The 13,438-nt window shown below is 59.9% G+C and carries 11 protein-coding genes; 2 read left to right on the plus strand and 9 right to left on the minus strand.

Annotated features, from left to right (window positions below):
• Positions 1–31: 31 nt before the first annotated feature.
• The 6 genes from H1B37_RS01145 to H1B37_RS01170 all read right to left on the minus strand — a co-directional run bounded on the left by H1B37_RS01145 (position 32) and on the right by H1B37_RS01170 (position 6,527).
• On the minus strand, positions 32–847 hold the full coding sequence (locus H1B37_RS01145) for a class I SAM-dependent methyltransferase (protein ID WP_182864759.1): 816 nt from the start codon (positions 845–847) through the stop codon (positions 32–34).
• A gap of 162 nt (positions 848–1,009) precedes the next feature.
• Positions 1,010–2,110 (minus strand): WavE lipopolysaccharide synthesis family protein, encoded by a 1,101-nt coding sequence (locus H1B37_RS01150; RefSeq protein ID WP_182864760.1) that lies wholly within the window; start codon positions 2,108–2,110, stop codon positions 1,010–1,012.
• A gap of 50 nt (positions 2,111–2,160) precedes the next feature.
• Entirely contained in the window at positions 2,161–3,225 is a 1,065-nt protein-coding gene (locus H1B37_RS01155) for a WavE lipopolysaccharide synthesis family protein (RefSeq protein ID WP_182864761.1), read from the minus strand.
• Between the two features lie 47 nt (positions 3,226–3,272).
• The gene (locus tag H1B37_RS01160) at positions 3,273–4,061 is read right to left on the minus strand and encodes a glycosyltransferase family 2 protein (protein ID WP_182864762.1); all 789 of its coding nucleotides are present in this window, start codon (positions 4,059–4,061) and stop codon (positions 3,273–3,275) included.
• A complete protein-coding gene (locus tag H1B37_RS01165) occupies positions 4,054–4,416 on the minus strand; it encodes a hypothetical protein (RefSeq protein ID WP_220497975.1) in 363 nt (120 codons plus the stop codon). The genes H1B37_RS01160 and H1B37_RS01165 overlap by 8 nt, the downstream gene beginning before the upstream one ends.
• A 155-nt stretch (positions 4,417–4,571) precedes the next feature.
• On the minus strand, positions 4,572–6,527 hold the full coding sequence (locus H1B37_RS01170; protein ID WP_182864763.1) for an ABC transporter ATP-binding protein: 1,956 nt from the start codon (positions 6,525–6,527) through the stop codon (positions 4,572–4,574).
• A gap of 136 nt (positions 6,528–6,663) precedes the next feature.
• On the opposite strand from H1B37_RS01170, the gene H1B37_RS01175 reads away from it, so the two are divergent.
• Positions 6,664–7,320 (plus strand): PI-PLC domain-containing protein, encoded by a 657-nt coding sequence (locus tag H1B37_RS01175; protein WP_182864764.1) that lies wholly within the window; start codon positions 6,664–6,666, stop codon positions 7,318–7,320.
• Between the two features lie 25 nt (positions 7,321–7,345).
• Positions 7,346–7,993, plus strand: a complete 648-nt coding sequence (locus H1B37_RS01180; protein ID WP_182864765.1) for an HAD family hydrolase — start codon at positions 7,346–7,348, stop codon at positions 7,991–7,993.
• On the opposite strand, the gene H1B37_RS01185 is transcribed toward H1B37_RS01180, so the two are convergent.
• From H1B37_RS01185 to H1B37_RS01195, 3 genes are all read right to left on the minus strand, one after another.
• Positions 7,924–8,907: a S1 family peptidase gene (locus H1B37_RS01185; RefSeq protein WP_182864766.1), complete on the minus strand. Its 984-nt coding sequence runs from the start codon at positions 8,905–8,907 to the stop codon at positions 7,924–7,926. The genes H1B37_RS01180 and H1B37_RS01185 overlap by 70 nt on opposite strands.
• 273 nt (positions 8,908–9,180) lie before the next feature.
• Positions 9,181–9,831 carry an exosortase-associated EpsI family protein gene (locus H1B37_RS01190; RefSeq protein ID WP_182864767.1) on the minus strand — a complete coding sequence of 217 codons (651 nt, stop codon included), beginning with the start codon at positions 9,829–9,831 and terminating at the stop codon, positions 9,181–9,183.
• Positions 9,832–9,842: 11 nt separating this feature from the next.
• On the minus strand, positions 9,843–13,172 hold the full coding sequence (locus H1B37_RS01195; RefSeq protein ID WP_182864768.1) for an archaeosortase/exosortase family protein: 3,330 nt from the start codon (positions 13,170–13,172) through the stop codon (positions 9,843–9,845).
• Positions 13,173–13,438 lie beyond the last annotated feature (266 nt).

Here is a 13,438-nt window from a genome sequence, read left to right on the forward strand (position 1 = left end):
GTTGGCCAGTCGACGGGATGCTGACGACGTACTATGTCGGGGCCTGCATGTTGTCTCTGAGCTCTGCACCCTTGCTGGCCATCACGAACAATTCGTTGTAACCGAGCTGATAGATCTCATCCGCTTTGTACTCGTATAGATCTTGCTTCAGGTCGAACTCTTGCACGCCAATGTCATCGAAGAAGAGTCGAAAATCTTCGACCAACTCTCCGAGGCTGTCGCGGGTGACCCAAACATCGGCAGCGCTATTGGTGTCACGTGCCGGTCGGTTTTCGGTCCAATGCGCGTGGTTCACCGGGATCCTGCTCGCAGTCGCCCCCGGAAAGACCCTCAGTTCGGCAAAGATCATTCCTCCCGGCTTGAGCGACTTGCAGAGCGCCTCCAGGATTGCGATCCGCGTTTGTCGCATCGGAATGTGATGCAAGCAGAGGAATGAATACGCGATGTCGTAATGATTCTCAGGTGCGGCTCCGGCGTCAAATCCGGACGAAAGAAAGAATTGCGACCCCTGCAGATAATCCGAGGCCTTGGCATGTTCAATCATCTCTCGGCTGATGTCACATCCGTCGACGTGTTTGACACCAATTTCGCGACACGCTTCCATCACCCGACCGACTCCACAACCGAAATCGAGCAGACGCAGGTTGCTGACAAACCGATCGTCACGCTGTGCGAATTGGCGTTTGCGAATTCGGTACTGCGAAATCATGTACTCCGCATAGTTGACCGCCTCGCGTCGAAGCGAATCATAACGCGGTCCCACAGCACCTTTGGCGTCATCGACGCTCTCAGTGATCCTTGAGTAAAGCGTTCGCTGGTTATCGGCGTACTGAAGGAGTTTTGACACGGTTTGTCCTTTTGAATCTAAGAAAATCGACCGACAGGGTCATCGTTGCGCGAGAGTACAGAAATGTCTTGTGCAAGGTCAACGTTGGCTTCGATCCGTTACGCTGACCGCGGATTGTTCACTCCCATTCGGCTCAGCTCTTCCGCAGGCGATAGCGGATGCCTAGGCTGCGTGTGGCTTGTCATTCTCGCCGAGCAGGGGGGCGTACAGCGATTGCGAGGCGAGGGTGGCCAAACCTGCCATCGGTTCTGCGCGTCCACAATGCATCTGCATCCATTGCGTGAAATGACACACCGCCATGTTGGAACGATCGCGAACTCGTTCCGGGGGCTCTTCGGAATTGGTGAATTCTTTCAGCCAGCGGTGGTCGATCATCGGTCGGTCAACGACGATAAAACGTTCCGCGAGGGTGTTCCACCAGTCCGCAATGGTGCCTTTGGGTTCGACGCCCTGGGACCGCAGGAACTTTTCGCACATCATCGTCTCCGGTAGCGGCTGGCCGGCTAAATGCCCGAAGTTGTCGTCATACGTGTACTGCCATTCGGGACCGAAAAGGTCAGGCGTCCAGTAGCGAAGCAGATCTTCCGTCCGTCCGAACATCATGATGTCCGACGGATGGTAGGGGATGTACAAGCGTGTCGCAAAATCAAGCGTCACGATGCGTGCGGTTTGTCGGTTGTCGCCCGCCCCGTGAGGGACCGTAAGCGGGAACCGATCGATCAGGTTTCGGCAGAATTGATCCGCATCACACTGATTGATCCAGGTGTCGGTGCGCGTCTTCAAGACATACCGGCACTCCATCGCGTGGGCTTCTTGGATTCCCCGCGACGTCGATGCAATCTGCAGATTGACGTTTTGCGGCCCGCGATGATTTGGGAGGACGCTTTCGACGACACGCACGCCCAATTGTTCGATACGTTTCCGGTTTTCCACCGGCAGGTCGTTCCAGGTCGACAGGATCAGCACCGCGTGCGGCATCGATTGGCGGTACAGTTGAAGCGTTTTGAAGGTCAGGTCATCACGGCTGATCACCGGTCCTTGCATGACCACGGCCGTGCGGTGTCGATCGTCAGTGCCTGGCAAATCTGCCGACACCGACACGGTGCTCAACCCTGGTCGCTGCGGGATCTTGCGATTCGACGCAATCTGATCCTCCGTCTCGCTCGCGATCAAATTTGACAGTTTGCGCAGTCGGCGAGCGCGATGCTCCGCGGACCGCGAAGTCCGCTCGATGGCCCACAGCAGCAGCTTTGTTTTATTCATCGTGCATTCCCTGTTGTTGCGTTGACGTGAAACGAGTGTCGGCGTCCCCTTCACGCGGCCGGGTTTCGAACATGCCTTTGGGTTTGGTCGGCGGAGACCGATGGCGCCAGAGATCGCGAACGTAGTTGCAACCACTGGGCGAAATGGCACAGGGCGTTGCGGTTGTTCTCACCGCACATTTCGAGCCTTTGATTCACGTTGTAGTTGTACTTCGGCCAGAACAGGTCGATCATGGCACGATCGACCACGAGAAAGCGTTCGGCCAACAATTCCCACCAGTGGTCGAGCTGTTCGGTCACTTCGATTCCCGACCGCTGCAAATAGCTGCGGCATAAGATGATTTCGGGGATCCGGTGCAGCGGCACCCCGTTGAGTTGTTTGGTCTGGTCGGTGGCAAGGCCGGGGCACCGGCCGTCGGCGGACCAATACACAAGCAGGTCCTCGGTTCGGCCGAACATCATGATGTCCGACAGATGATGAGGGACATGGAGATGCGTGGCGAAATCCAAGACGATCATGCGTTGCGTCTGATCGCCGGTCCCTTGGAAGGGAAATTCTCTCAGCAAATCATGGCACAATGTATCGGCGTCGGCCATGTGGATACGGGTGTCGGCGCGGGTTTTCATCGCGTGTCGACACCCCAGTTTTTCGGCCTCCTGCAATCCTCGTCGCGTGGTCGTGATTTGCAGGTTCAGGTTGTGTGGTCCACAGTCGCTCGGCATCTCACTGGTGACCACGCTCACCCCTAGCGATTCGATCCGATCGATCACCTCGGTCGGCGTGCCTTCCCAAGTCGAAAGGATCAGCCGCGAGTGAGGCATCGTCTTGCGATACAGTGCCAGAGTTTCGATCGTCAAATCATCACGCTCGATCACCGGTCCTTGGACGACAATCGCGGTCGATCCGTCTGGGTGGTCACTGCTGTTGGGGTGTGACAGCGAGGCCGTGCTGGGGACCGCCTTCTTGGGATAGTCGTGAAACACACGCCACCACCCGCCATCCAAATCCGCCTCCCGTGAGAGGCGTTCGATCAAGCGACGATAGCGGCGGACCCGCTCCTCCGGATCGCGGGAGACCAAGTTGACGAACCAACAGATCCATTCCCATTTCCACATGATGATACTCGTGACCGGTGAAGGGGGAAGCGAGTCGGCGGCGACGGCTAGGCCGCTTCGCGACGACTGCCGATATCCTGATCCGCGGCAGCACGGATCCGCGATTCAAACCCGCGACGGACAAACCTTTCAAGATCCTCGGGTGTTCCCAAACCGTGCATGACTCGGCCGGCATCGCCGATCGACGCGGTTTCGATCCGCTTGCCGGCACGGATCAGTCGGCTGTACACCGGGGCGACGTAGAATTCGTTCTTCGAACGGTCGTTCTGGCGAATCATGTCTTTCGCCGCGTCGACGAAATCCGCACCGTGGGCAAAGTTGTAAATCCCCACGGTGGCTTCGTCCGACACCACTTCCTTTTCGATCACGCCGACGATCTCGCCCTGGTCATCCCGCTGGACGTAGGACCACTTCGGTGAGTCATCCTTCATCGTCATCAAGAATCCGTCGACGCCGCTGCGCATTCCCGCTTTTAAGTAATCGTCGATTGAGGCATCGATCCATTGGTCACAGTTGGCGATCATCAGCGGCGATTGATTGTCAATCCCATCGCTGGCCAACAGCACGGTGCAGGCGGCACCCGCGGTGACACGATCAAGCGTCCGGATCTCACACCCCGGGGCCGCCTCTCGCAAGATCGACTCCAACGGATAATCCTCGATGTGCGACGACTGGCACAGGAAGAAGAATTTGTGGTCACAGGACGGCCGCAGATTGTCGATCACGGTACGAATCATTGGCACACCGTGGACGGGGATCAACGGCTTGGGGTCTTGATAGCCGGCCTGCTGGAATCGGGAGCCATGGCCCGCCATCGGGATCACAATGTTAAGCATCGGGAGACCTCCTTGAATCGTCCGCATCGATGAATTTGTCGTCAGGTACGCTGGGGGTTTTGATCACCACGGTCGTGGTCGCCTCGAGGGCTTCGAAATCGGTCGACTGCCCGGGATCGATTTGAATGATGTCGCCGGAAACGTATTCCCGGTCGTTCATTCGAACACGCCCCGAGGCGATCACGGTGAATTCCGTCGCGACGGCGTGGTAGTGACTCTTTTCGTGGTCTCCCGCCCGATAGAGCTTGACCGCGACTTCGACGTCGTTGTTCGCGATCAGTGCGGGTTGAAAGTGTCCGACCAACCAGCCGCCGACGAAATCGCGGAGCCGGTGCTTGGTCACATTCGTGGACATCTCGCAGCTTGCCGAGTCTGCCATGGTTGCCTCGTTGTTCGGGGGCTTCGGGCATGGAGTCAATCGCCCGATCCTGGTCTTCAAAAGGATCGAGGCACGGGGGGTCTGCGGTATATCCGATCCGGTCGACAGGCGACAAGGTTGATCACAGCGAGTTAGGCCGCCGCTTTCGCCGAATTCTCGTCCCCGCCGACCTTGGGGCCACGCTGCACCAGAATTTTCTGGTTCTCAAAACGCAGCACGATGTCGGCGATGTCCAGCATGCCCGGGCGGTGCGTGACGAAAAACACCGTGCGATGCTGGCATTGCTCGCGAATGGTGTCAAAAATCAACCGCTCGCTCTCGACATCAATTTGGCTGGTCGCTTCGTCAAGAATCAGAATGTCGGGATCGCGGATCAACGCCCGGGCCAGCGCAATGCGTTGCCGCTGGCCACCGCTCAATCGGTGCCCGTCCTGGCCGATCACCGTTTCATACCGCTCGGGAAGCTCGTTTTCGATGAACGACTCGGCATGGGCCGCCCGCGCCGCGGCGACAATTTCGTCCCGCGTCGCCCCTTCGGATCCGTACCCGATGTTGTAATACAGATCCTCGTTGAACAATTCGGTGTTCTGGGTCACCAACGCGATCCGGCCACGCAGGTCTTTGAGCTTCATCTGCCGAATGTCTGCATCATCAAGGCAGATCCGACCGCCCTGCGGATCGTAAAACCGGCACAGCAGGTTGATCATCGACGATTTGCCCGATCCATTGGCGCCGACCACCGCCACGGTGCTGCCGTGGGGAATCTCCAGCGACGCGTCACTCAGGATCGGATTGCCTTGCTCGTATGCAAAATGCACGCCTTCAAGCGTCAAACTGCGATGGGGACGGGCAGTCGTGACCGCGTCCTCCGCTTCGACAATTTGGCTGGTTTGGTCCAACATCGGGTACAGCAAGTTCGCCGCGACCGCCCCCGTGTTGATCCCGTCAATCACCGAGGCGAGTTTCCGCACCGGGTCACTGGCCCCGACCAACATCCCGAAAAACACGATCATCGATGCCGGCCCCAGCGGCTGGCTGGTGATCTGAATCCCGAAAATGTCTGTCGCCCGGTTCATCACCAAATACGACCCGGCGACGATCGCCGTGCTCATCATTCCCAATGCCAGCAATTCAGTGAGGGGACGATTCAACGCGTTGAAACTGACGATCCGCATCGTGAATCGTTGCATGTCCAAGGTCGCTTTGTCGAAGCGTTCCTGTTCGTGGTCTTCGCGACAGTAGGCCTGGACGGTCTTAATGTTATTGAGTGATTCCAGCATCACGTGATGGAGCCCCATCGCGCGTTCCAGCAGGCTTTGGCAAACGCGTTTCAGCGATCGGCTGACCAGGTATAGCAGGCCGAAGACGACCGGGACGACCAGCATGGTCAATAACAGCAATCGGGGGCAGATGATTGCCGCACCGATCAAACAGGATGCCAACTTCAGCGGCTCTCGCACGGCACCGCCGTAAACGCTGGTAATGCCATTTGAAAGCATATTGGTCGTGTAGGTGATGTGGGCGACGAAACCGCTGCTGGTGTGGCCGGCGAAGCTGGTTTGATCCAGCGTGAGCGCCTTGGAGAAGATCCTGGTTTGAATCCGCCGCGTGATCCGGGCGGCGATCAGCGCCACGATCGCGGTGTTGGCGAACTGGAAGATGTGTTTCAGTGCCGTGCAGAACAAGACGCCCAGCATCACATAAAGAACCGTTTGGAACGGATCTTGGGGCATGTAGCGGTCGATATAGGGTTGGATTTTCAGCGACGAATCCAGTCCGGCTTGCTCGGCATTCTTGCGCGACTGCAGCAATTCCAGTTCGATTTCCCGCTCGCTGCCCGGTTTGACGTTGGCGCGAAGATCGGCGATCTCGTGGTCGATTTCCGCGATCCGGGCGTGGCTGTCGGCGATTTCACCCTCGACCCAGTCCTGCAACGACTCACCGACCATGGTGACTTTGATGACCGGGAAAAGCGCGCCGATATTCAATCCCCAGATCGCACCGTTGCCGACGGCACACAGGGTCGCGACAAGCAGCAGCGGCCAAAAACCTAGCGCATCGGCAAGTGCTCGACCAAAATTCTTCATCAGTGCTTCTTCTTGTTGTGCAATTGCAGCGAAGGACGTGTCGACACAGAATGTCGTCCCCATCGAGGAGAATCTGCCGCACTTCTAGCGAAGATCACTACACGACTTCAATCGGAATGTCAGAACAATGATTGAAATGGAGCGTCTTGCTCATCGCGGACTCTGGACCGAACCGCGTGAAAAGAACCGTCGCGTCGCATTCGAGCGGGCTTTTGCCGCAGGATTCGGCGTGGAAACGGATCTTCGTGATCACAACGGGACGGTCGTGATCAGCCATGACCCGCCAGGTGGAGCGACGCAACCGGAACTGACGTTTGAAGAGTTCCTGGCTCTGTACCAAAACTGTCAGGCGACGGGAACGCTGGCGTTGAACGTCAAAGCCGATGGGTTATCCGCCATCGTCGACCAATTGCTAAAAAAATATAATTTGGACAGGTATTTCGTCTTTGACATGGCGATCCCAGACATGTTGGCCTATTCGAAACTCAAAATGCGCTGCTTTTCGCGGCAAAGTGAGTTCGAATCGCCGACGCTGTTGAAAAATACTTCCTCAACTTCGCCAATCAAGGGGATCTGGCTGGATTCGTTTTCGACGATTTGGTATTCCACCGCTCTCGTCCGCGAGCACTTGGCGTCGGGACTGGACGTTTGTCTGGTTTCGCCCGAGTTGCACGGTCGAGACCCACAGCCCTGGTGGGACGAACTACGTACGTTTTTGCAAACGACTCCACCGGATCATGACCCGCAACCAGGCAGGTTGATGTTGTGTACAGACTTTCCCCACGAATTTTGATCGGCTGCCAGGGAGGGCAACGTAAGTGATCAAGGCAATCATCTTTGACATGGACGGCGTCTTGGTCGATGCCAAGCAGTGGCACTTCGAAGCGCTCAATACCGCTTTGGGACTGTTTGGTTATCGAATCAGCCAATTCGAACACCACCAACGTTTCGATGGCTTACCGACTCGCGAAAAGCTGCGCATCCTGGCAAAAGAGAACGGCTTTCCACACACCTTGAGCGACTTCGTCAACGAGATGAAGCAGCACTGTTTGTTGGAAACCGCCGAAAGGCTTTGTCAACCCAATCCCGTCCACCTGCAAACGCTCCGGCAACTTCGCGACGAAGGCTATGACCTGGCGTTGGCCTCCAATTCGATCCGTCGCTCCGTCGATCGGTTGATGCAGTTGACCACGCTCGAGTCCTTGCTGTCCTTCACGCTCAGCAATGAAGACGTCTCGCAGCCCAAACCCAGCCCGGAGATTTACTCCTTGGCGATCCGACGGCTGGGGTGTTTACCGGGTGAGTGCCTGGTGGTCGAAGACGGTGAATATGGCTTGGCCGCCGCCAAAGCCGCCGGTGCCAACGTGCTGCGAGTCGAAACGGTTAGCGACGTCAATTACGAGAACGTTCGAGGCCGCATCGACGAACTCAAACGCGAATCGGGCCCGCAAGTTTCCGTCGCCTGATGCCTCCGCGCCGCCGACCGCGAGCCCATCAACAGCCCGACGCCCAGCACCATCCACATCATCCAGGATGACAATTCGGGCGCCACGGGATCGTTGCCGGCGGAAATGGTCGATGTGATCCAGGAGGCGTACGAGGAAACCTTGATCGAACCGGCCAGGTCTCCATAGTCGGCGTCGGTGTTGCCGTCCACGCTGGCGATGAAGGAGTGCACGCCGGCCAGGACGTCGCCGCTGCCGAAGTCCATGAAGACCGCGCCGCCGCTGTCGCCCCCGGCGATCAGGTACTCCAGGTCCAGCTGGGTCGCCGTCCCGAAAAAGTTGTCGCCCGCTGACCCGCTGTCAAAGTCTTCGAACAAAATGTCGTCGCTGTAGCCCCCGACGACGCTGCCGTCGACATCGACGACGTTTCGCCCGGCCCGCTTGGTGCCGGCCGGTGCGGTGATGCCTGTCACGCCGGTGCCGGTGACCCCATAGCCGACATGCGTCGCGGTTTGCCCGACTTCCGAGGTGTTGGTGTTGATCGTCGCCGGCGTCACGCTCAATTCACTCGTCGCCAGTCGCAGCAGCGCGATATCGGTCCCGGTGGTCAGGTCGCCGGTCCAGCCCGAATAGACAAATCGTTCGGCACCCACGTGGACTCCGCCCCCGCTGTCGGTCAAGTCGAACGTCCAGTCGCTGGCCGAAAAACCGTCGGCGTCCAAACAGTGCCCGGCGGTCAAGATCCAATCCTGGTCGATCAACGTGGCCGAGCAGATCATATTGCTCCACGTCAACGCACCCACCGCGGGATAGCTGGCGGCCAAGCTGGTGTAACTGGAATCGGCGCGGTCGTGTCGGATCGTACCGGCCGTCGCCGATGGCAACGACACCGCCCCCAGTATCAGCAGCAGCAGCACCCCGGGCCCCCGACGCATCCACCGAAGATTCAACCCTCCCCGGCAGGGGGCGTGCGGTTTTTGACAATTTACCCTCCCAGAGGGAGGGTGGCTTACATGATTGACGACTCCATCTTTTAACCTGGTGCGTATGGCCCACCGCGACCAGGCTGCCATTGGTAGACAGGCTGCCATTCGTAGACAGGCTGCCATTGGTAGACAGGCCAGCGCACGACAGCCCCCAGGCCACCGATCGTGGATTCGTCTTGTCATCGTCTTTGTCGAACGGTTCACCGTTGGCATCGATTCGGGCTATTTCAGGGTGGGAGGCGGGATCGCAACGCCGGCCAATTGGGGTTGCGACGGTGGATGTGGTTCATTGACGCTCCATTGCAGGACTTGTTGCAGCGTCTGGCGGGCTGCGGCCGTCAGCCCGCCCGGGTGGCGTGTCGTGACCAACATTCGCTGCAACGTCGGCCGGCCGGCAAATTGAAACCGGGGTGAGCGAGGCGAACTCCAGCGCGTCCCATCATGCCATCCATAGGCGATCGTCAGCGCGGGCTGGTCCACGTTGCGGGGATGAAGGGTTTGGAAACGAAAGTTGTCCGATGTTTCGGGAAGCTTCCAGACCACCGCATCGCTGAGCGAGCGATATTCCTGGCGGGCATAGCAGGTCTCCGGCGAGTGGCTTGCCAGCGGACCTGCCGCACCTGCGATCAAGGTCACCACCACCACTTGCCCGGTTTGCGGATGCCGATACGCCGCCCGCCAATGGTCGCTCGCCTGCAGAATCTCCAATTCTCTCGGCTCCAGCTCGTCGCGTTCAAGCAACTGCCACGGGCCAAGCGTTGCTGCGGGCTCAAACGCACAGCGCGGAGGCGGTGCGGTGCGCCAGCCGGAGGTCACCAGACAACTGGTCAACGACAGCAGGCAGCCCAGCACGGCGATTTTCGATCGGGTCAAAATCAACTCCATCAGCTTGCGCTCCGATCGCCGGGGGCCTGTGCCGTCATTTCCGTCGGCTGCATCAATGTATTTTGCAACTGCGTCCACGCCTGTCGTTCGCTGTGATTGAGCTGGTTCTGGCGGATCGCGCCCGATCGAGCGACGTTGAAGGAGTCGTTTGCCCGATCACGATTCCCGACGGCCAAGTAGGCGGTGGCCAAATGCAAGTGCGTGATGGGATCGGTCGGGTCGGACGCGTCGGCTGCTTGTTTCAACAGCGGCAACGCCTCGTCGGCACGATCCATCTGCACCAGGATCCAGCCTTTCGTGTCCAAGAAAGCCGGCTGGGGGCCGGTCTGTTCCAAAACATGATCGATCAGTTTCAGTGCCCGCGACCGAGGTTGCGTTCGCGGACCATCACCGGCTTGATCGGCCAACAGCATGGCGAGATTGTTTGCCGCGATCACGTTTTGTGGGTCCGCCGTGACGGCTCGGTCGAGCAACTCCATTGCGGCGGCAGGCCGTTGCCGCCGCGTGTACCAATCCACGATCGCCGTCAGCAGCGTCGTGTCGCCGATCGCCCGCGATTGTCCGCCGCGGATGATCGGTTCCAATCGTGCAGCAAGTGACGGGGAAAGCTCGACGGCGCTGACGCCGACGACGGCTGCCGTGTGGGCTCGCAGCGACGCGTCGACCGCCCAACCCGGGGCGGCAACCAGGGTGACCGCTTCCTCGGCTCGGCCGTGCCGCGCCAGTGCGATCGCCAACGCCGCGACATCTTGGACGTCTTGCTCGGCGGCACTGCGATAGTGACCGATCGCTTGATCCGATCGGCCCACCATCTCCCAGGCTTGGGCGAGCAATTGGTCGGCCGGCGGGGCAGTCTGGCCGTGGCGCTGCTGCCGCCAACGAATCTCCTCGATCGCCCCGCCGGGGCCGTATCGGTCGTGCAACAGACTGACAAATTCCAACCACAACTGTCCGTCGCGCCCAGCCGCGGCGACAGCGCTGCGGTAGCAATCCTCCGCCGCCGGCCGATTGCCGTCGCTGCGCCAGGCTCGCGCGGCTGCCGTCCATTGATCGGCCGCACGGTCGCTTTCGGCCATGTGGGCACTTTCCGCGGCGCGGGACTCGAACACTCGGGCCGCGTCACCATATCGGCCCAATCGAACCAGACATTGGAGCTGCAGTGATTGCAGGGTCTGCCTGCGGCGGGCTGACTTTGCAGACGAGGAAGCGTGCATCGCGACCAGCGTTTGGCATCGCTGGATCGTTGCCAATGCGTCATCGTGCCGACCGGCGTGCAGATCCAAGCGGGCCTGGACCAACATCAGCCGGATTCGCAGCGGACGGCTGGCGGCGTGAAACGCATGGTTGTCGTCCGCCACCAACTGCGCTACCAAATGAGCGGATTCCTGGTGTCGGTCGGACTGCAGCAGCGCCTCGGCCAGTTTCACGCCCAGGTCCAACGGGCGATTCCCAGCCAGTCGCCACGCCCGCAGGTAAGCCGCCGTGGCTTGCGGCCACTGTCTTTGGGAACGCTGCGCGCCGCTGGCATAAACATCCCCCAGGATCACGTAGGCCGCGTGATCCTCGGGCCTCTGCTCGATCGCTTTCCAAAGCAAACGTTTTACGTCGTCGCCTCGGTTTTCCAATCCCGCATCTCGCGCCGACGCCAAGTAGATTCGATAGGCCACGTGCGGGGGGCAATCACCGTCGATGCGCGACCGAGCCAGTTCAATCGACGGTGCGTCGGTTCCGAACAGATGCGCGAACCGCCAAGCCTGGAAATACGCCGGCGCCGTATCGATTTGACCGGCCGCTCGGGTGATGGCCGGTGCGAATTCACTCGCCCTGCGGCGGTCGATCGAATCCGGATGGTCACAACAGTACTGGGCGATTGCCATGGCCAACCGGTCACGCCAATCGGTCGCCGGTCCCAAATGCTCCATCGAGCGATTGAATCGTTGGAGGGACCATTCCGAATCGGCGACGGCGGAAAAACGCAATTCGGCTTCCATGCACAGACGTTGTGCAGCGACGTCGGTGGGGGCGGCCGCGGAAAGACGTGCCGCGCTGCGAAGCGCCGGATCGGCCAGATCAAAATCCAACGCCAATTCCAAATGGGATCGCAACGCCGGCAGATGGCCGGGGGACTGATTCAAAACCGCGGCCAACTGGTCAAAGGCCCGCATCCGCTCGTCCGCGGTTTCCGCATCCTGAAGCAATACCCACGCGTAGCGATAGCGCGGCTCGACCCGCCATGGTTGCAGCGTCAGCAGTCGGCCGTAGCAGGACGCCGCTTGATCCCAGTCGGCATTGGATTCATGATCCCGCGCTGCCGACAGGGTTTGATTGGCCAGCCGATCTCGCAGAGCCGCATGGTGCCCGATCGTCAAAAGAGCCATCCCGGCAAGCACCGCGGGGACGCCCGCCAATCGAAATCCAACCTTGCCCCATTGTCGCCAAGCGGTACTCGGCGACCCCAGGGTTCGCAACATTTCAGCGGCGCTCGCGATCCAGGCCCGCAGCGCGAAGAACAACATTGCGCAAAACGGCAAGACCAACCAATCGACGATCTCGTGGGTCCAGCCGGTCGTTGCGTCATCTTGATAGCGGTCCGCGACCCATGCGACGATGGCGATGCGAGCCGCGTTGGCAACGATTGCCACGGGAACCACCGCCAGCATCACGGTGCCGAATTCCACCGCGGCGTGTCCGACCGACTGCCATCGGCCTCGCGCTCGCCCCGGCGCCCGTTCTCGCCCCCGCACCCGTTGACTCAACACGGTGATGACGTAGCCCAAGGCCGCGACCGCCACCGTCATCCGCAACCCGCTGCAATCCTTCGTGATCCCCACGCCACCGCTGGCCGTCGTGACGGTGTAGCCGTCGGTGATCGCAAACGTCTGCGTCAGCCCCAGCAGGTAACAGCCGCCCCAGGCCGACGCCGATTGCAAGCATTGCGTTGCCAACATTTCCAGCTGAAACGGCAGTGGGATCATGAACGCCAAAAAGCAGACCCCCGGCAGGCTCCAGCGCAGCATCGGCCGACCGGCCAGCAACCCGATCATCGCACTCAAGGCCAGCGGAAGGCTCCAACGCTCCAGGGCGGGCAGATAGAAGTATCCGCCTAGCCACAGCAGGCAATGAGCGGCTACAAGCAACGCGAGTGCGCCGAGCCAGGGTTTCTGGACGCTGGGCATGGACGATCGTCGCATCCACAACAGCCAGATCGCGATCGGCAGGACGATCGGACCGTGGGAATAGCTTGCGTTCAATCGCCATTGCCCGACCAAATCACCCACCACATGACGGTAGCTGCACCATGCCAACGCCCCCCAGACCAGAACCAGCACCCAGCGGGCGTGATCGCCGGGCGATGTTGTTCGCCAGACGCGACGGAAGCGCGCTCCGATAGCCTGCAACTGCGAGTGCACGAGTGAATTCTGTGAGTCGATGGAATGGACGCAACGGTTCCTTGTCGATCGGTGCGACTGACCCCGCCGGACCATCCAATTGTCGCGCGCCCCGCCCAGGAGGAGATTTCATTAGGACTGGTTCGTTGGGACGAACCCGCAGAAACCCGCAGGTCCGAAGGGGGCGCTCAGGAGTGAGCGCTCGG

Source organism: Stieleria mannarensis, assembly GCF_014154935.1.
GTDB classification, from domain to species: domain Bacteria; phylum Planctomycetota; class Planctomycetia; order Pirellulales; family Pirellulaceae; genus Stieleria; species Stieleria mannarensis.